Here is a 17,495-nt window from a genome sequence, read left to right on the forward strand (position 1 = left end):
GGCCGCCCCCGGCCCCAGCATGCCCGGGGCCGGGGGCGGCCTTATCCGGTATCAGTGATGGCCCGGGCCCTCGACCTTCACCTCGCTGCCCTTGGCATCGTAGAGCTTGCCGTTGAGGAAATAGTCGCCCTCGTGCAGCATCGAGATGTCCTGGTAGCGCAAGGTGCGTTCCATGCCGGCTACGAACACGGACTGCTGGTCGGAATTACCGGCCCGTAGATGGTTGAACACCAGGTTCAGCGTGATCGCCATCAGGGCGGCCGAGCTGATGCCCGAATGGAAGATGGTGACGAACCAGGACGGGAAATGCTCGTAGAACTGCGGCGCGGCGATCGGAATCATGCCGAACCCGATCGAGGTCGCCACGATGATGAGGTTCATGTTGTTGGCGTAGTCGACCTTGGACAAGGAGCGGATGCCGCTGGCCGCCACCGTGCCGAAGAGCACGATGCCGGCCCCCCCCAGAACCGAGGGGGGTACGGCCGCGATCACCCGTCCCATTACCGGCAGCAGGCCGAGTGTCACCAGGATGAAGCCGGCGGTGGCCACCACGAAACGGCTCTTGATGCCGGTGACCGCGATCAGGCCGACATTCTGGGCAAAGGCGCTCTGGGTGAAGGAGCCGAAGATCGGCGCCAGGGTCGAGGAAAGCATGTCGGCGCGCAGGCCATCGCCCAGGCGACGTGAGTCGACCTTGGTACCGATGATCTCACCCACGGCCAGGATGTCGGCCGAGGTCTCCACCAGGGTCACGATGATGACGATGAACATCGAGACGGTGGCGGCGACGCCGAAGGTCGGCCAACCGAAATGGAACAGGCTGGGCAGGGCCGCGGTGGGGCCGCTGGCAACCTTGGAGAAATCGGTCATGCCGAAGGCCATGGCGATTGCCGTGCCGATCACCATGGAGAGCAGGATCGACAGGCGCGAAATGGCGGCGTTGCCGAGTTTGCTCAGGAGCAGCACGGTGCCGAGCGTGGCACCGGCGAGCGCGATATTGGGCACGCTGCCGAAATCGGGAGACTTGGGATTGCCGCCCATCGCCCAGCGCGCCGCCACCGGCATCAGCGTCAGGCCGATGGTGGTGATCACGATGCCGGTGACCAGAGGCGGGAAGAACTGCGTGATCTTGGAGAAGATCGGCGTGATCAGAAGGCCGAGCAGGGAGGCCGCCATCACCGCGCCGAGCACGGCCGGCAGGCCGCCACCGGTGGGGCTGACGACGATGGCCACCATGGTGGCGACACCGGCAAAGGAGACGCCCTGCACGAGGGGCAGGCGGCAGCCGAAAAGGGGCAGTCCCAAGGTCTGCAGGATGGTAGCAAGACCGCCCGCGAACAGCGAGGCGGTGATCAGCATGCCGACTTCTTCAGGCGCCAGGCCGGCCGCCTGGCCGACGATCAGGGGGACGGCAACGATGCCGCCATACATGGTCAGGACATGCTGCAGGCCATAGGCCAGGTTGGCGCCGATGCCCAGATTCTCGTCTTCGGGGCGCTGCAAGGCAGGGGCAGCGGTGCCGATGGATGTTGAACTCAAGCCGGTTTCCTCCTTCACGCGTTCTTATCGAATGCAATTCCCGGACCAGACGAGCGCGAGGCGATGCCACGACGGCCTGTCAGCCCATGCGGGGGAAGCCCGCATGCAAAACGGGTACTTGGCCTGCTGCTCATCGTCCGCGCGGGGACGCAGGCAATGGCGGACAGGCATGGCGTAGCGAGTGGTGCGCCGCGGCACTTTCAAGAGCCTCGGGCGAAGGAGTGCAGCGTTCCGGTCTCCCTTGGCCAGCATGCACTCGAAGAATTGACTTCGTTCTATTGATTGCAGCTATGATCCAACAGGATAGAAGCTGTTGGAAGTAGGCCCCGATCGGAAGGACTTCCGCGCCGGATGTGATAATGCCTGTGTAGCGCGGCAGGCGGCCTGCGACGAATATTGCGGCACCGTCGTCAATACGATGCGGCTACTCGGCTGCCGCAGCCAAGGCGCGAGCCGGATCTGTCAGATTGAATGACAGGCTGCGATCCTAAAGCAAAAAGCGCTTGAGCGTAAACGCTCCTTTGTTTGAACGCATCTTTGCGGAGGGGCTTTCCTCACGCCGCAAAGTGCTTCGATGCGATCAGCGGCCGGAGGCAAACCACCAGCGGCTCTTGTTGCGCGAGGCAATCTGGCTGCTGGCCTTGCCGTTTCCGGTGACGACCACCAGCCTGTTGACCTCGCCGTTGCGATAGGCGCGCAGGAAGCGAGCATAGTCCTTGAAGGATACGCAACCGTTCGAATCGCCGCGCGGTCCGAGCATGTAGGTGTGCGCCAGCAGGCCGTCGCGGCCGAGGACGGTACCGGATCCGCCGGCAGGGATCATGCGCAGCGCGGCAACGCCATGAAACAGGGCTTCGCGGGGCCTGAGGTCATAGGTCTGGGGCGGCGTGGCGCCCCGGTTCTTCACATGCACCGAGCCGGGATCGTCGAGGAATGGCCCGAGGCCGGAATGGGCTTCCAGGCGCTCGCCGCTGGGCAGATAGACCGTGCGGGCGGAGATGTCATAGACCGCGGTGCGATTGCCGGCCACCGGCCGAGACAGCGGCGCTTCGATGGTGGGGCGGTCGAGAGGGCGTCCCTCATCGGGGGCAATGGAGGCAAGGGCTGTCAGGGGGATGGCCGGACGGGTGGGCGGTAGCGGCACCAGATCGGCCGGATCGCCTTCGGCAAAGCGACTGTCAATCTGGCTGCCATCGATTTGGCCGTCACCGGTCGGGCGGATCGGTGGCAGGGGCAGGGCTTCGGCAGAGGCTTCGGGCAGGCTGCCGGTGACGACGACATCCGGCGCCACCTGCTCCGCCGGCGGCGAAGGCAGGGCCGCGACCGTCTGTACGGAACGAATGACGGGAAGGGCCTCGTGCGTGCCGTCGGCATCCGGGGCAAAGGACATCAGGCTGGCCAGCACGGGTGAGGCCGGGTGAACGCGTCCGCCCGGGGCGGGCAGACGCACGCCCTCCGCGATTTCGGGGCCGGTGTTGTCGGGGGCGGGTTCGGCAGCGGCGACCGGAGTCTCGTGTTCCGTGGGGCGGGGCGCCGGCCGGAGCACGCCCGCCTGCACCAGAGCCTTGGGGGCGAAGGGATCTTCGGCGCGTAGTTGGAGATGGGCAGGCCTGGAGGCCGAGACCATCGAGGGCGCCACCAACGCGATCGCTGTCCAGGCCGCGGCGGTCGCTCCGAAACAAAGGCCCGCAAGTGCCATCCAGCCGGCGGTGTTCCGGCGTGGCCTTCGGCCTCGGACATGGCTGCCGGGAGAACGGGCGTGGGTCATGTTACTCGCTTCCGGACGGCCAGGCGGCCTTGCGGCGCGAGGACCTTCGGTTGGGTACTGAATGCGGTTGCTGGCGAGGGGAAACGCCTCGCGTCATCGATCCGCCGATCGACCCGCAAATCTTTGCCCAATCTTGGTAACCAAACCCTTTACATCCGAGCCCGGATTGTCCCGTTCGCGCGATTGTGCAGCTCGTTAGCCGCGGCCATCGGCAGAAAGACGGCGCGAGTGACCGTGTCCATGACGATACCGGGCGGGCTCGTGGACCGGGAACGCTGCAATCATACGATGCCCGGCACACCCTCCGGCGGTACCGAAAGCAGGGCTGCCAGCGTGTTGAGGCCCTGGCGCAGGGCATCCTGGCTCGGCGCCGCACCGAGCGAGATGCGCAGGGCTGGTGGCGGGGCGCCGACGGCGAAGGCAGCGCTGCCGACCAAAGCAAGTCCGGCCTTGCGGGCGACCGCGCTGAGATCGGCACCGACCCAGGCTGAAGGCAGGCTGAGCCAGAGATGCTGTGCATCGGAGGCTGCGCGATAGGCGAAGCCGTTCAGCGCCGTCGCGGCGACCGTCTGGCGCGCGTGGTTCTCACGGCGGATGGCGGCAGTCAGGCGCGCCATCGTGCCGTCCTTGATCCAGGCGGTCGCCAAGCCAGCCATCAGAGGTGGCGCCATCAAATTGATGATCCGGGTCTGGGCGGTGATTTCGAGCGCCTCGGCCTGGCCCGGCGTGACGACATAGGCCAATCTCAGCGCGGGCGTCGCGCATTTTGACAGTGTGGCGACATGCCAGCTCCGCTCGGGAGCGAGGGCTGCGAGCGGAGGCGGGCTCTGCTCGGGCAGGGCGCCATAGGCGTCGTCCTCGATGAAGGCGATGTCGTGCTTGCGTGCGATGGCGACCAGGGCCTGCCGGCGCTCGGCGGACAAGGTCGCGGTGGTCGGGTTGTCGAGCGTCGGTACGCAATAGAGCGCCCTCGGCCGACTCGTTCGGCAGAGTTCTTCGAACGCGTCGGGAAGCAGGCCATCCCCGTCGGTGCGCACCGATGCCAGCCTCACGCCGCAGCGGGCGGCCACCGAGCGTAGGCCGGGATAGGTGACTTCAGGCGCCGCCAGCACGGAGCCCGGCTCGAGCAGGGCCGAGACCACGGCGAAGAGGGCGGCTTGCGAGCCGGAGGTCACCACCAGCCGCTCGGGTGCGACCGGCCCGAGGCGGGGCGCCAGGAAGCGTGCACCGGCCGCACGGTCGCCGGGAATGCCGGCATTGTCCTGATAATGCAGCCGCGCCAGCGCATGGGGCGAGGCGAGGACGGTGGCGATGCCTTCGGCGATGGCCTCGCGCAGCCCGGCCTCGGCCGGCTGGGGCGGCATGTTCATGCTCAGATCGATCAGGGCCATCGCCTCGGCCGAGCGGGGTTCGTCGACGATCACGCGGGGAGGCACGATCCTGGCAAGGCTGACGATGGTGCCTCGCTTGGTGTTGCCCTCCACGAGTCCGGCACGGCGAACCTCGTTGAAGGCCCGCGTCACCGTGGTGAGATCGACACCCAGCGCCTTGGCGAGCTGGCGCTGCGGCGGCAATTGCACGCCCGGCGCCAGGCGTCCTGAGCGGATATCTGCCGAGAGTGCCTGGGCAATGGCGAGATATTTAGGCGCGTCGCGGGCCAGTTCGGCGGGGAGCCAGAATGCCGCAGGCAAATTGTCTTGCATTTGTATGCCTACAATAATACAAAGAATGTGCTGATCGTCCGAGAAAATCGTAGGATTTTGATTTTTAAGGGCCGATCTCCTGATTCTTGTAGGCAGGATAGCGATATTTGTATGGAATATCAATCCATACATTTGATGCGGACGAAGGAGCTCTTCGATGGAAGAACAATCGGCAGCCTCTCAATCGATCTGGCGCTGCGGCATGCGTGGCCGCTGCCCGCGTTGCGGACAGGGCAAGCTCTTCAACGGCTTCCTGACGATCGCTCCCAAATGCAACGCCTGCGGGCTCGATTATTCCTTCGCCGATCCGGCGGATGGGCCGGCCTTCTTCGTAATGATGACCATGGCTTTTCCGGCCACCGGCTTCGGCATGTGGATGGAACTGAGCTTCGAGCCGCCGCTCTGGGTGCATTTCGTCACCACGCTGCCCTTCCTGCTGCTCTCCTGCATCCCGATCCTGCGCCCGATCAAGGGTGTGCTGGTGGCGAGCCAATATATCAACAAGGCGGAGGAGGGGCGCCTGGTGCCGCCGGACGAGGTCCTGCAAGAGCCGCCGCGCCTGGCTCGGCAGAACTGAAGGGGCCCGCGGTTGCCTCTTCCGGTTGCAATGGGTCAGAATGGCGGGCCTCTCCAAGAGCAAATGCTCAATCGACTGAAACAGCTGGGCTCGCCGTATGTATTCGTCCTTCGCCGCTCCCATATCGCCGCGCGATTTCCATGACCACATCTATGCCGGTGAGATTGCCCGTTTCGCCGGACTGATGCCGATGCAGGCATTGGTGGCCTTCACGCGGAGCCTGCTGGAAGATGCTTTCCATCCGCATCAGCCGACCGAGATTCATCGCCATCTGCCCCATGACAGGCAGGTCGAGGAGTTTTCCCGGCTGCAGAAGGCGTTCGTCCAATCCGCGGAGGTCAAGCGCCTGTGGGGTGAGGTCTTCGCGACGCTCGGGCTCGATCCGGAGAAACTCGCCCGTGACCGGCTGCATCTTCGCTTCCAGCCTCATCAGGCTCCCGCTGTGAACCTGCCGAGGGCGCGCAGCACCGCCACCATCGCCTTCCATCGCGACACCTGGGGCTCCAACCTCTATGCGCAGACCAATTGGTGGGCGCCGATCTATCCGATCACGGCCGGGCGCACCTTTGCAATCTATCCGGATCTGTGGACCCGGGCGGTACCCAATAACAGCGCCTCCTTCGATCTCGAGGCCGTGCTGGCCCGCTCCAGGATCGCGGGCCGCCATGCCGTCGATGCCGATGATGCCATTCCGCATCTGAGCGCACCGGTGGATGTCGGAGCGGTCGAGCCGGTGGTGATCGAACCGGGCGAGATAATCGCCTTTTCCAGTGCGCATGCGCATGCCGGCGTGCCCAATAGCACCGATTTCACGCGCATTTCGCTGGAGACGAGGACGCTCTGGATCGAGGATGTCGTGGCTGGGCGCGGCGCTCCCAATGTGGATGGCGACGCGCCCTGGATGGCACCCGGGTGGTTCCGGCGCGTCAGTGATGGCGCCAGGCTGACGGAACTCCTAGGGCTCAATGCCCTCGAGCCTTATCGGCGCGAAAGCCCGGTGACCTGAGGGCCGGCCGTCGTAGCGCTCAGGTCGCCTGCTCTGCCTCGTGCCGATTGCGATGGCCGCTCATCGATGCCCCGGCATTATGCGGCAGCTTGGCGCTCACCGGCGAAGCCAACAGTGAAATAGCGGTGACGAACAGGAACGCCATCGAGAAATCGGTCAACGTGGCGTGTTCGTGCCCCAGCACCAGCTTGGAGCCGGTCAGAGCGAGGGCGCCGGCGCAGATGCCGAAGGACAGCATCAACTGCTGGAAGGTGGTGTAGAAGCTGTTGGCCGATGATGTGCGGGTCGGCGGAATGTCATCGTAGCAGACGGTGTTGTAGGCGGTGAACTGCAGCGACATCGAGAAGCCGCAGACCAGCAGCACGGCGAAGATGGCCCAATGCGGCCAGTCGGGACGGAACAGGGCGCAGGCCGCATAGAGCAGGCTGGAAAACAGGCTGTTCCAGATCAATGTGGTGCGAAAGCCGAACCGCTTGAGGATCGGCTTGGCTGCCGCCTTCATCAGCATGGAGCCGCAGGCGGTGGCGAAGGTAAGCAGGCCACTCTCCACTGCCGACATGCCGAAGCCGATCTGCATCATCAGCGGCAGCAGGAAGGGCTGGGCGCCTTGCGTGATGCGCGAGAGCGAGCCGGCGACCAGCGAGACGCGGAAGGTGCGCACCCGCATCAGCGTCAGATCGAGGATCGGGGCGAAGTCGCGTGGTTTGCGGGCATGGACGATGTAAACAGCGCCGCTGACGACGCCGATCACCAGCAGTGCGATGGCGAGCGGCGCTTCCTCGGCGCTGCCGCGGCTGGTCATTTCGAAGCCGAACAGCAGGCAGGCGAGCGAAACACCCGAGAGCACGAAGCCTTTCATGTCGAAGGGCTCGCGCTTGTCCTCCTTCATGTTGGGAATGAAGATCTGGGTCAGCACCAGCCCGAGCAGGCCGATCGGGATGTTGATGTAGAAGATCCAGCGCCAGTCGAGGAAGGTGACGATGAAGCCCCCGACTGGCGGGCCGAGGATTGGGCCGATCAGCGCCGGCACCAGCAGCCAGCCCATGGCGGAGACGAGGTCCGATTTGTCGACGGTACGCAGCAGCACCAGACGGCCGACCGGCACCATCATCGCGCCGCCCGCGCCCTGCAGCAGCCGCGCGGCGACGAGGACGGGCAGGGTCGGTGCCCAGGCGCACAGGATCGAGCCGAGCATGAACACGGCGATGGCGATGGAAAATACGCTGCGGGCGCCATAGCGGTCGGCGATCTTGCCGCTGGCGGGAATCAGCACTGCCAGGCTGAGCAGATAGGACGTCAGCGCGATGCTCATATGGGCCGGCGAGACGTCGAAGGAGTTTGCCATGGTGGGCAGGGCGGTCGCCAGGATGGTGGCGTCGAGCTGTTCCATGAACATGGCGCTGGCAATGATCAGCGCAGTGGTTCTGAAATTGGGCCGTGCCATTCGAGGCATCAGGCCGGCGGTCACTTCGGACATGGGAGCAGGCAATTCATGACAAGGCCCGTCCCAAAGGGCGGGCCAAAATTGTGGCCGACTCGACGCCGGTCATGACGCTTGGATATTTATAGGCAGGCTTTTGTTCCGACGAAATGGCAAAAGTAGGGAGAGACAACATATAGTTTCGCATAGCTGAATCGCGCTGCGCGAAACACAAGCCACATCGCAGGCGGAAGGAGCCGATGCCGCGAATCCTCCAGATCTTATCTGCATGTATAAGATATTATCTGATTGGATCAGGCTCATCGGAAAAGAGCCGAATTCTCTCGAAATTTTTGCTGTTTTCGCGAGTGATTGGTGCTTTCGCGCTTGATTTTTGTCGTTTTCGGGCGGCATAAGCCTAGTCATGGAGAAGGGGATGGGCCCCTTCCTTCAAGAACCGGACATGCCGTTGCCGACCAGTTTCAACATCTTTGCGTTTGCGGATGACGCCTCCCAATTGCCGGCCCTGGTGCCGAGCATGGGCATGCCTATCTGCAGCTTGGGCAAAGGTGGCGGCAGCGAATTGCCGAATACGAACCGTATGATCGTCGCCCGACTGGCGCTGGATCACACGAGAATCTGAACCGGCGGCAGGGCAGTCCCCTCCGCCTTGATGGCAGGAGGGTATGTACGCGCGCGGCACACTCCAAACAATCCGAAGCAAGCGGCATGTGCGCATGCCCGGGCATGCGTGCATGCCTGTCCAAGCAGAGTTTCCCAGCGCGGCCCTCATAGGCCTCGCCGGGAAACTCTGCAGATGCTCGTATCGCGCAGAGCTGCGTGCACATCATTCTACTGTCATCATTCCGTCTTTTCGTTGCCGGACAACTGTCCAGCTAGACCAGCCAACGGGGCTGGCCGGGAGTCAGACAGCGAAAACCAGCCGCCGGCCGGATAACCGGTCATCCATTCCTCAAACCAGTGCCCAATCCCCGGAGTTCGAGCGTTGAGGTAGTCATGTCGTCCCACCCCGCTTTGATTTTAAATGCCGATTTCAGACCCTTGCGGTATTTCCCGCTCTCGCTGCTGTCGTGGCAGGATGCGCTGCGGGCCGTTTTTCTCGACCGCGTGAGCGTGGTGGCGGAATATGATGCCGTGGTGCGCAGCCCGTCGACGACGATGCGCCTGCCCTCGGTCGTTGCCCTGCGCGACTACCAGAAGGTGGAGCGCATGGTGCCGTTCACCCGCTTCAACCTGTTCCTGCGCGATGGCTTCACCTGCCAATATTGCGGCGATGGCTTCCAGGCGCGCGATTTGCAGTTCGAGCATGTGGTTCCCCGCTCCAAGGGCGGCGCGACCTCGTGGGAGAACATCGTGGCGGCCTGCGGCGACTGCAACGCCCGCAAGGCGGATCGCATGGACATGAAGCCCCTGCGCAAGCCGGCGAGGCCTTCGCCCTGGGAACTCCTGGAGACGAGCCGGCATTATCCGCACAACTATCTGCATGAAAGCTGGGTCGACTATCTCTACTGGGACAGCGAACTGGTTTCGTGAGGATTGGTGGACCGGAGGAGGGCGGTGGCGACACCGCCCTTTTCGCGTCATGGTGGCATGAGCCTGGCGACGCGGGTGGGATCGCAGGGCCCCGGGAGGAGAAAGAGATGCCGAAACTCACCGATTTCAAGGTCTTGACCTTCGATTGCTACGGCACGCTGATCGACTGGGAAACCGGGATCTGGAACGCGCTTCAGCCGCTGCTCAGCGCCAGCGGTCGCGCGATCGGCCGCGAGGAGGCGCTAACCGCCTTTGCCCGCCGCGAGACCGAGCAGGAACTCGAAACGCCATCGTTGCTCTATTCGACCCTGCTTGCCGTCACCCATGCGCGGCTGGCGCAGGACTGGGGCATCGCCGTCCATGCCGACCTGCATGAGCGCTTCGGCGCTTCCGTGCCGGACTGGCCGGCCTTTCCGGATTCGCGTGAGGCGCTCGCCTATCTCAAGCGGCACTACCGGCTGGCCGTACTCTCCAATGTCGACCGTCGCAGCTTCGCCGGCAGCAACACCAAGCTCGGTGGCCTCTTCGATGCGGTCTACACCGCCGAGGATGTAGGCTCCTACAAGCCGGATCCGCGTAATTTCAGCTATCTGCTCGAGCATTTGTCGCTGCAGTTCAGCCTCGAACCGGCCGATGTACTGCATACGGCCCAGAGCCTGCACCACGATCACGTCCCGGCATCGCGGATCGGCCTGGCCCGGGCCTGGCTCGACCGCCGCGCCGGCAAGCACGGCGGTGCCACTTTGGCGGTCGAGGGCGTGCCGGAGCCCGATTTTCACTTCCACAGCCTCGGCGCATTGGCAGAGGCACATCGCAAGGCGCATTCAGGCTGAAGGCGCCTTTCAGGGCGCCCTCGCATGGATCAAGCCCTGTTGGCGCAGATCGCTCCAGAAGGCGTCGGGGATGGCGACGCCGAGCAGGCTGACATTCTCGCGTGCCTGTTCGGGCGTGACGGCGCCCGAGATCACGCTCGCCACGATGGGATGGCGCAGCACGAACTGGAAGGCCGCCGCCTTGAGCGGCACGTTGTGAGCGACGCAGACGGCCTCGATCTTGCGCACCTTCTCGATGATTTCGGGCGCGGCCGGGGTGTAGCGATAGTAGGGCGTGGGCACGCCGGCTCCGGTGGCGAGAATGCCGGAGGCAAAGGGCGAGCCGATCACCACACCGACGCCGCGCTCCTGGCAGAGCGGGAATTCGAGGTCGAGCGGGCCCTGGTCGATCAGCGTATAGGGCATGGCGACCAGGAAGAAATCGAGGTCGAAGCGCTTGAGCATTTCGGGAATGGTGCCGAGCACATTGACGCCGGCACCGATGCCCCGGATCTCGCCGTAATGCTTGAGCATTTCGAGCGCACGCCAGCCCGAGCGCTCCAGATCGAGGAAATGCTGCGCGACGAGGTCGGCCGAGCCGACATGCGGCACGTCGAGGTCATGGATGAGCAGGAGGTCGATGCGGTTGATGCCGAGCCGCATCTGGCTTTGCTCATAGGCACGCATCACGCCGTCATAGGTGTAGTCGAAGCGCTCCTGAAAGGAGAGGCCGCCATACCAGAACGGGCCCTTGTAATTATCGACGTCCTTGGGGCGGTGGAAGGTGCGCCCGATCTTGGTGGAGAGGATGAAATCGGAGCGCGGCCTTTGCCGAAGTGCCTCGCCGAAACGCAATTCGCTGAGGCCGCGGCCGTACCAGGGCGAGGTATCGAAATAGCGGATGCCGGCATCCCAAGCGCCCCTGAAGGTGGCGCGGACTTTCTCCTCGTCGAGATTCTCGAACATGTCCCCCATCGGGCCGCCGCCGAGGCCGACGGGCGTGAGCATGACGGAGGTCTTGCCGAGCCGGCGCGGCGCGGCATTGCCGGGCATGATGGGGAGTTGCATGGGTTCCGTCCCTGGGATTTTGAAGATGGATTCTGATTTGTCGGACAATGGTAATGGCAAACGCCGTCCTGTCCAGAGGGGGACGGCGATATCACGCCTGCGCCAGCCTTGCCCTCGCCGTGCGCAGGATCGAGGCGGTGATGTCCTTGAGCCCCTTTTCGACGGCCCGGCTCCAGTGCCAGTAGAGCGGCACCATTAGCTGCGAGCCGGGACGTATCGCAACGAGGGATCCCTGCTCGAGATGGGCCTTTACCAACGATAGCGGATTCATGCCCCAGCCGAGCCCGGCCAGGGCGCCGTCGACAAAGGCGCCGGAGGAGGGAATCCAATGGCTGGGCCGGCTGATAGGCCGGCCGAAAGTCTCGACCAGCCAGCGGTCCTGCAGCGCGTCCTTGGTGTTGAAGGTGAGGCAAGGGGCGTGCCGCACCGCTTCCTCGTCGAGACCGTCGGGGAACCAGCGGCGCATGAAGGCGGGGCTGGCGGTGGCGACATAGGTCTGCATGCCCAAGGCGCGGCTGCTACAGCCCTGTACGGGCCCCGGAGCGATGCCCACCGCCGCGCTGACTTCGCCGCGCCGCAGCCATTCGGCCGTGTTGCTTTCATCGTCGAGCACGAGATCGAACAGGCGCCCCTCCAACCCGGACAATGCGGGGAGGAACCAGGTCGCCAGGCTGTCGGCATTGACGGCGATGCGCACGGTGGGAGCCGGGCCGGATGGCACCAGGCCGCCGAGCTCGCTGCGCAGGCTATGCTCCATCAGGCCGACTTCCTCTGCATGGCGGCAGAGGCGTTTGCCGGCTGGCGTCGCCGTGCAGGGCTGCCCCCTGACGATCAGGCCGGTGCCGAGGCGTTCCTCCAGCAACTTCACGCGCTGGGAGATCGCCGAGGGCGTCACGCCAATTTCCTGCGCGGCTTTGTCGAAGGAACCGCTGCGCACCACGGCAGCCACGGCTTCCAGCAGGGCATAGTCCAGCATGGATTAATTTTCCTAATCCAATAGTAAATTATTTAAATTTTCTAATCCGGCCGAGATGTGTAGTCAAACCCTGCTCCGGCGACGACACCGGCGCATGCTCTGAAGGGGAGACCATGACCAACGCGCTCATATCCGGATTCCTGCTCGGCCTCAGCCTGATCGTGGCGATCGGTGCGCAGAACGCCTTCGTGCTGCGGCAGGGCCTGCGACGTGAGCATGTGTTCTGGGTCAGCCTCACCTGTGCCTTGTCGGATGCCGTGCTGATCAGCGCCGGGGTGGCCGGTTTCGGCGCGGTCGGCGTGGCCGTGCCCTGGATCGAGCCGGTGATGCGCTATGGCGGGGCCGCTTTCCTGGTGCTCTATGGCCTGCGAAGCTTCCGTTCCGCCCTTGCCGATCATGGCGGGCTCGATCCGGCCGAGGGCGCCGGACTGGGATTGGGGCGGGCCCTCATGACCTGCCTCGCCTTCACCTGGCTCAACCCCCATGTCTATCTCGACACGGTGGTGCTGCTTGGCTCGATTTCCACGCAATATCCGAATGCCAAGACCGCCTTCGGCATCGGTGCGGTCTGCGCCTCCTTCCTGTTCTTCTTCTCGCTCGGTTATGGCGCCCGCCTGCTGCGCCCGCTCTTCGCCCGGCCGGGCGCCTGGCGGGTGCTGGACGGGCTGATCGGCATGACCATGTGCGGATTGGCGCTGAAGTTGGTGATGTGAGGATGCAGGCCGGACTTCAGACCGGCCTGCATCCTCATTCCTCGTCCTTCAACCGGTAGCCGATGCCGGGCTCCGTCTGGATGATGCGGGGATTGGCGGGATCGCGTTCGATCTTGGTCCTGAGCTGGCCGATGAAGACGCGCAGATAATGCAGGTCCTCGACATGCGCCGGGCCCCACACCGAGGTCAGCAATTGGCGATGGGTGACGACGCGGCCGGCATGGCGCGCCAGCATGGCGAGCAGGTCATATTCCTTGGGCGTGACGCGAACGGCCTCGCCGTCGCGGCTCACCAGCCGTTTCAGCGTGTCGATGACGAGGCCGTCGCTCTCGAAGCGGGTGGCGTTGCCCTCGTCATGGGCCCGATGGCGCAGGGCGGTGCGGATGCGGGCGATCAATTCGCCGATACCAAAGGGCTTTTCAACATAGTCGTCGGCGCCGAGATCGAGAGCGGCGATCTTCTCGGTCTCGCGGTCGCGGGCCGACAGCACGATGACAGGCACTTTCGACCACTCGCGTACCTTGGTGATGATGTCCTTGCCGTCCATGTCGGGCAGGCCGAGATCGAGGATGACGAGATCCGGCGCGGCGGTGGCGATCAGGCGCATGGCGTCGGCGCCGTTGACGGCCGGCGTCACCTCATAGCCGGCGGCGATCAACGCCGGTTTGAGGAAACGCTGGATCTGCGGCTCGTCGTCGACAACCAGAATGTGCATAAGACGGGAAACTCTTGGTGTGCCGGTCTTTAGAGCTCCATCAAGTGATGGAACGAGACCGGCATGGCAGCGGAGAATGCCGGTCTGAAGACCGGCACACCGGAAAGGTACACGCCATCATGCCCCGACCGGCAGGCGAATGACAATGCGGGTGCCGCGTTTGCGCACGGCCGGACTCTCGGCGGTGATGGTGCCGCCCATGGCTTCGATGAAGCCGCGGCTGATCGAGAGGCCGAGACCCGTGCCCGGCGCGCGGCCGTCGACCTTGCCCCGCCGATAGAACTTGTCGAAGATCTTCTCCAGGTCGTCAGGCGGAATGCCCTTGCCCTGATCGGTGATGGTAACAACCACCTCGGCATCCTCGCGTCGGGCGAAAACGGCGGTCGAGGAATCCTCCCCGCCATATTTGTGGGCATTGTCGAGCAGGTTGAACAGGACCTGGCCGAGCAGGGCCTGGTCGCCGCGCACGGGCGGCAGGTCGGTCGCTAGGCTGGTCTCGATCAGGCGGGTTGGGAAAGCTTTGCGGGCGCGATCCACCGCGGCGCGGACGACATCGGCCACGTCGATGAAATCGCGCCGTGCATTGAGGGCACCCGCTTCGAGGCGACTCATGTCGAGGAGATTGGCGACGAAGCGGCTGAGCCGGGCCGCCTCTTCCTCGATGGAAGCAAGCAGATCGTCGCGGCTTTCCTCGCTCATCTTGGTGCCGAGCTGGCGCAGCGTGGTGACGGCACCGGTGATGGAGGCCAGTGGTGTACGCAAATCGTGCGAGAGGGAGGAGAGCAGGGCGCTGCGAAGCTTCTCGCTTTCCTCGAGGGCGGCGGTACGCACATTCTCTTTGGCGAGCTTTGCCCTGTCGATGGCGATGGCGGTCTGGTCGAGAATGGCAACGAGAATGCGCTCCTCGGCCGGCGAGAGCGGTTCAGCTCCTTCGAGCTGGGCCAGGCCGAGCACGCCGACGGCCCCGTTCGGGGTGAGGATCGGCCTGAATTCGAAGGCGATGTTGGGCAGGGTACCCGTGCCCCGGCCGGCAATTTCCCTCTTCTCGAACGCCCAGCGCAGCGCCGTCATGTCGGTGGTGTCGAGGCTGATGTCCGGCGGCCAGGCGGCGGCGACGCTGAGCTCGTCGTCCTGCGGCACGGCGATGACGACGCGTCCGTGCAGCGTCGCCTGGGCATGGGCGACGGCGGCCCAGAGCACATCGTCCAGGCTGGTGATGCCCGAGAGTTTACGGGAGAACTCGTAGAGCGACATGATGTTGGCGGCGCGCCGCCCTTCGCCCTCCGCCCGCTCGCGTACTCGCCCGGCGAGGTCGCCCGCCACCACGGCCACGATCAGGAACACCGCGAGGGCGAAGACTTCGTGCGGCTCGGCGATGGTGAAGTTGTAGAGGGGCGGGATGAAGAAGAAATTATAGGCGAAGAAGGACAGGACCGCCGCGGTGATGGCGCTCCAGCGCCCGACCGTGAGGGCGCTGGCGAGCACCGCCATGAGGAACAGCATCGAGGCATTGGGCAGATAAACGAAATGCCTGAGGCCGATACCAATGCCGACGGCTGCCGCAACGCAGGCCACCGCCATGGCGAGCCCGGCCAGCGAGGGCTGCAGGGCAATCCGGCGCCACCATCGTCGCGCCGGCGGGGCTTCGGCCATGGTGTTGGTGATGATGGTGACGTTGATCTCTTCGGAGCGGTGCAGGAGGTCGTCGGCCAAAGAGCGCCCGGTCAGGCGCTGCCACCAGCTCGACTTGCCGCTGCCCAGCACGATCTGCGTGACGTTTTCGGCCCTGGCCAGCCTGAGAATCTCGCCGACATAATCGTGGCCGTTGAGCCGCCGCACCTCCGCGCCCAGGCGCTCGGCAAGGCGTAGATTGGCCTCGAGCTGGGCAAGCGCCTCCCCACCGGCCTCCTGTCCCGGGCGCTCAACCGTAACGGCCAGCCAATCGGCGTTCAGCCCGGTGGCCAAGCGCCCGGCCGCCCGTACGACCTGCTGGGAAAAATTGTCGGAGCCGATGCAGACGATCAGCCTGTCTGCCGTCTCCCATGGGCCTTCGATGGCATTCTGGCGCAGATAGGCCAGCATCTGGTCGTCGACGCGTTCCGTGGTCCGCCGCAGGGCAAGCTCGCGCAGGGCGGTGAGGTTGCCGGGCTTGAAGAAGCCGTCGGCGGCGCGCTTGGCGTTATCGGGCAGATAGACCTTGCCGTCCTCCAGGCGCTGGATCAGTTCGGTGGGCGTGATGTCGACGACGATGACCTCGTCCGCCTTCTTGATCACGCTGTCGGGGACGCTTTCGCGTACCGTCACCCCCGTGAGGCGCGAGACGACGTCGGTGAGGCTTTCCAGATGCTGGATGTTGAGCGCCGTCCACACGTCGATACCGGCACCGATCAGTTCCTCAACGTCCTGGTAACGCTTGGGATGGCGGCTGTCCGGCGCATTGGTATGGGCAAGTTCGTCGACGATGATCAGGCGCGGCCTGCGGGCGAGCGCGCCATCGATGTCGAACTCCTCGAGCTGACGGCCGCGATAGTCGACCGTCCGCCGTGCCATGATCTCGAGCCCATCCGTCAGGGCGGCCGTCTCGCTGCGGCCATGCGTTTCGACGATGCCGACGACGACGTCGATGCCCGCTTCCTTCTCCCGCCGCGCCCGCGACAGCATGGCGTAGGTCTTGCCGACACCCGGTGCCGCGCCGAGAAAGACGGTGAGGCGGCCGCGACCTTCCCGTCCCGCCAGGGTCAGCAGGGCGTTGGGATCGGGACGTTTGTCGGAGGCAGCGCTTGGCATGGGGCCTCAAATGCGATGTGCCGGTCTTCTAAGCTCCATCGAGAGATGGAGCGGGACCGGCACGATTCGATGCTTCACCAGAGGAAGACCAGCACAACATCACTTCAGCTTGATTGCATCAAGCGCAAGGTTCAGGGCGAGAACATTGACGCGCGGCTCACCGATCACGCCAAAGAGCCGACCTGACGTCTGGGCATCGACCAATGCTTTCACGTCTGCTTCCGGCAGGTTGCGAGCCTTGGCGACCCGCGGGATCTGCAGCACGGCATCGGCTGGCGAGACATCGGGGTCGAGGCCGGATCCCGAGGTCGTCACCGCGTCGGCAGGAACGGCGCCGGTCACGCCCTGCTTGCGCAGGTCCTCGACCGAGGCTGCCACGCGATCGGCCAGCGCCTTGGAGGTCGGGCCGAGATTGGAGCCGGTCGAACCGCTGGCGTTGTAGGGCTGAGACACGGTCTTGCTGGAATCATTGGGATCGGTGCCGGAAGTCGCCGAGGGGCGGCCCTGGAAATAGCGTTCCGACGTGAAGTTCTGGCCGATCAGGGACGAGCCGATCACCGTGTTGTTGCTGGCGATCAGGCTGCCATTGGCCTGGCCGGGCAAGGCGACCTGGGCGATGCCGGTGACGAGCAGCGGATAGACGATGCCCAGCAGCAGGGTGAACAGGGCCATCATCACGATGGCGGGGCGAATATGGGTCAACATGGGCTTGCTCCCTTGGAGCGCGAAAACGGGATTGCCTCGGAAGGCGGGAGCCCTCCCCGTAGGGAGGGGCAGTGCATGGGCCTGGGATCGGTGCTGGCCGGACAGAGCGAGCCAGCGGGCCACGCTCCATCCGTTCCTCATGCGCATCGCCG

Annotated in this window: 15 protein-coding genes; 6 read left to right on the forward strand and 9 right to left on the reverse strand. The window is 64.8% G+C overall.

The genetic code is table 11. The annotated features are described in order from the left end of the window. Nucleotides 1–51: 51 nt before the first annotated feature. The 3 genes from ACR9ZN_RS27600 to ACR9ZN_RS27610 all read right to left on the reverse strand — a co-directional run bounded on the left by ACR9ZN_RS27600 (nucleotide 52) and on the right by ACR9ZN_RS27610 (nucleotide 5,010). A complete protein-coding gene (locus tag ACR9ZN_RS27600; RefSeq protein ID WP_454812481.1) occupies nucleotides 52–1,539 on the reverse strand; it encodes a nucleobase:cation symporter-2 family protein in 1,488 nt (495 codons plus the stop codon). A 580-nt stretch (nucleotides 1,540–2,119) separates the two neighbouring features. Continuing rightward, on the reverse strand, nucleotides 2,120–3,307 hold the full coding sequence (locus ACR9ZN_RS27605; protein WP_454812482.1) for a DUF2778 domain-containing protein: 1,188 nt from the start codon (nucleotides 3,305–3,307) through the stop codon (nucleotides 2,120–2,122). 281 nt (nucleotides 3,308–3,588) lie between these two features. Further along, complete coding sequence (locus tag ACR9ZN_RS27610) at nucleotides 3,589–5,010, reverse strand: aminotransferase-like domain-containing protein (protein ID WP_481273700.1); 1,422 nt, start codon at nucleotides 5,008–5,010, stop codon at nucleotides 3,589–3,591. 157 nt (nucleotides 5,011–5,167) lie between these two features. On the opposite strand from ACR9ZN_RS27610, the gene ACR9ZN_RS27615 reads away from it, so the two are divergent. Continuing rightward, nucleotides 5,168–5,587, forward strand: coding sequence for a DUF983 domain-containing protein (locus ACR9ZN_RS27615; RefSeq protein WP_454812485.1), 420 nt, complete (start codon nucleotides 5,168–5,170; stop codon nucleotides 5,585–5,587). 97 nt (nucleotides 5,588–5,684) lie between these two features. Next, nucleotides 5,685–6,593 carry a hypothetical protein gene (locus ACR9ZN_RS27620; RefSeq protein WP_481273701.1) on the forward strand — a complete coding sequence of 303 codons (909 nt, stop codon included), beginning with the start codon at nucleotides 5,685–5,687 and terminating at the stop codon, nucleotides 6,591–6,593. Nucleotides 6,594–6,612: 19 nt separating this feature from the next. Here ACR9ZN_RS27620 and ACR9ZN_RS27625 read toward each other — a convergent pair whose 3' ends face one another. Next, a complete protein-coding gene (locus ACR9ZN_RS27625) occupies nucleotides 6,613–8,070 on the reverse strand; it encodes a DHA2 family efflux MFS transporter permease subunit (protein ID WP_434954886.1) in 1,458 nt (485 codons plus the stop codon). A gap of 379 nt (nucleotides 8,071–8,449) precedes the next feature. Here ACR9ZN_RS27625 and ACR9ZN_RS27630 point away from each other — a divergent pair, with 379 nt between their 5' ends. The 3 genes from ACR9ZN_RS27630 to ACR9ZN_RS27640 all read left to right on the forward strand — a co-directional run bounded on the left by ACR9ZN_RS27630 (nucleotide 8,450) and on the right by ACR9ZN_RS27640 (nucleotide 10,400). After that, nucleotides 8,450–8,656, forward strand: coding sequence for a hypothetical protein (locus ACR9ZN_RS27630; RefSeq protein WP_481273702.1), 207 nt, complete (start codon nucleotides 8,450–8,452; stop codon nucleotides 8,654–8,656). A gap of 374 nt (nucleotides 8,657–9,030) precedes the next feature. Continuing rightward, complete coding sequence (locus ACR9ZN_RS27635) at nucleotides 9,031–9,567, forward strand: HNH endonuclease (protein ID WP_434954888.1); 537 nt, start codon at nucleotides 9,031–9,033, stop codon at nucleotides 9,565–9,567. A 107-nt stretch (nucleotides 9,568–9,674) separates the two neighbouring features. Next, nucleotides 9,675–10,400, forward strand: a complete 726-nt coding sequence (locus tag ACR9ZN_RS27640; RefSeq protein ID WP_481273703.1) for a haloacid dehalogenase type II — start codon at nucleotides 9,675–9,677, stop codon at nucleotides 10,398–10,400. Nucleotides 10,401–10,409: 9 nt separating this feature from the next. On the opposite strand, the gene ACR9ZN_RS27645 is transcribed toward ACR9ZN_RS27640, so the two are convergent. After that, nucleotides 10,410–11,447, reverse strand: coding sequence for an aldo/keto reductase (locus ACR9ZN_RS27645; protein ID WP_454812492.1), 1,038 nt, complete (start codon nucleotides 11,445–11,447; stop codon nucleotides 10,410–10,412). 91 nt (nucleotides 11,448–11,538) lie between these two features. Next, the gene (locus tag ACR9ZN_RS27650) at nucleotides 11,539–12,423 is read right to left on the reverse strand and encodes a LysR family transcriptional regulator ArgP (protein WP_454812493.1); all 885 of its coding nucleotides are present in this window, start codon (nucleotides 12,421–12,423) and stop codon (nucleotides 11,539–11,541) included. 113 nt (nucleotides 12,424–12,536) lie between these two features. Between ACR9ZN_RS27650 and ACR9ZN_RS27655 the strand changes: the two genes are divergently transcribed. Beyond that, a complete protein-coding gene (locus tag ACR9ZN_RS27655; RefSeq protein WP_454812494.1) occupies nucleotides 12,537–13,136 on the forward strand; it encodes a LysE/ArgO family amino acid transporter in 600 nt (199 codons plus the stop codon). A gap of 34 nt (nucleotides 13,137–13,170) precedes the next feature. Here the strand turns inward: ACR9ZN_RS27655 and ACR9ZN_RS27660 are convergent, their stop codons facing one another. The 3 genes from ACR9ZN_RS27660 to kdpC form a co-directional block, all read right to left on the reverse strand. Next, nucleotides 13,171–13,851, reverse strand: a complete 681-nt coding sequence (locus ACR9ZN_RS27660) for a response regulator (protein ID WP_434954893.1) — start codon at nucleotides 13,849–13,851, stop codon at nucleotides 13,171–13,173. 117 nt (nucleotides 13,852–13,968) lie between these two features. After that, a complete protein-coding gene (locus ACR9ZN_RS27665; protein ID WP_454812495.1) occupies nucleotides 13,969–16,638 on the reverse strand; it encodes a DUF4118 domain-containing protein in 2,670 nt (889 codons plus the stop codon). A 99-nt stretch (nucleotides 16,639–16,737) separates the two neighbouring features. Further along, complete coding sequence (gene kdpC, locus ACR9ZN_RS27670) at nucleotides 16,738–17,343, reverse strand: potassium-transporting ATPase subunit KdpC (RefSeq protein WP_481273704.1); 606 nt, start codon at nucleotides 17,341–17,343, stop codon at nucleotides 16,738–16,740. Nucleotides 17,344–17,495: the final 152 nt, after the last annotated feature.

Source organism: Labrys sp. HAY1-8F, from assembly GCF_056754975.1.

Excerpts from the sequence above, each read along its gene's own strand:
- ACR9ZN_RS27605 (WP_454812482.1), bottom strand. The coding sequence starts at position 3,307 with ATGACCCACGCCCGTTCTCCCGGCAGCCATGTCCGAGGCCGAAGGCCA.
- ACR9ZN_RS27610 (WP_481273700.1), bottom strand. The coding sequence starts at position 5,010 with ATGCAAGACAATTTGCCTGCGGCATTCTGGCTCCCCGCCGAACTGGCC.
- ACR9ZN_RS27615 (WP_454812485.1), top strand. The coding sequence starts at position 5,168 with ATGGAAGAACAATCGGCAGCCTCTCAATCGATCTGGCGCTGCGGCATG.
- ACR9ZN_RS27620 (WP_481273701.1), top strand. The coding sequence starts at position 5,685 with ATGTATTCGTCCTTCGCCGCTCCCATATCGCCGCGCGATTTCCATGAC.
- ACR9ZN_RS27625 (WP_434954886.1), bottom strand. The coding sequence starts at position 8,070 with ATGTCCGAAGTGACCGCCGGCCTGATGCCTCGAATGGCACGGCCCAAT.
- ACR9ZN_RS27630 (WP_481273702.1), top strand. The coding sequence starts at position 8,450 with ATGGGCCCCTTCCTTCAAGAACCGGACATGCCGTTGCCGACCAGTTTC.
- ACR9ZN_RS27635 (WP_434954888.1), top strand. The coding sequence starts at position 9,031 with ATGTCGTCCCACCCCGCTTTGATTTTAAATGCCGATTTCAGACCCTTG.
- ACR9ZN_RS27640 (WP_481273703.1), top strand. The coding sequence starts at position 9,675 with ATGCCGAAACTCACCGATTTCAAGGTCTTGACCTTCGATTGCTACGGC.
- ACR9ZN_RS27645 (WP_454812492.1), bottom strand. The coding sequence starts at position 11,447 with ATGCAACTCCCCATCATGCCCGGCAATGCCGCGCCGCGCCGGCTCGGC.
- ACR9ZN_RS27650 (WP_454812493.1), bottom strand. The coding sequence starts at position 12,423 with ATGCTGGACTATGCCCTGCTGGAAGCCGTGGCTGCCGTGGTGCGCAGC.
- ACR9ZN_RS27655 (WP_454812494.1), top strand. The coding sequence starts at position 12,537 with ATGACCAACGCGCTCATATCCGGATTCCTGCTCGGCCTCAGCCTGATC.
- ACR9ZN_RS27660 (WP_434954893.1), bottom strand. The coding sequence starts at position 13,851 with ATGCACATTCTGGTTGTCGACGACGAGCCGCAGATCCAGCGTTTCCTC.
- ACR9ZN_RS27665 (WP_454812495.1), bottom strand. The coding sequence starts at position 16,638 with ATGCCAAGCGCTGCCTCCGACAAACGTCCCGATCCCAACGCCCTGCTG.
- kdpC (WP_481273704.1), bottom strand. The coding sequence starts at position 17,343 with ATGTTGACCCATATTCGCCCCGCCATCGTGATGATGGCCCTGTTCACC.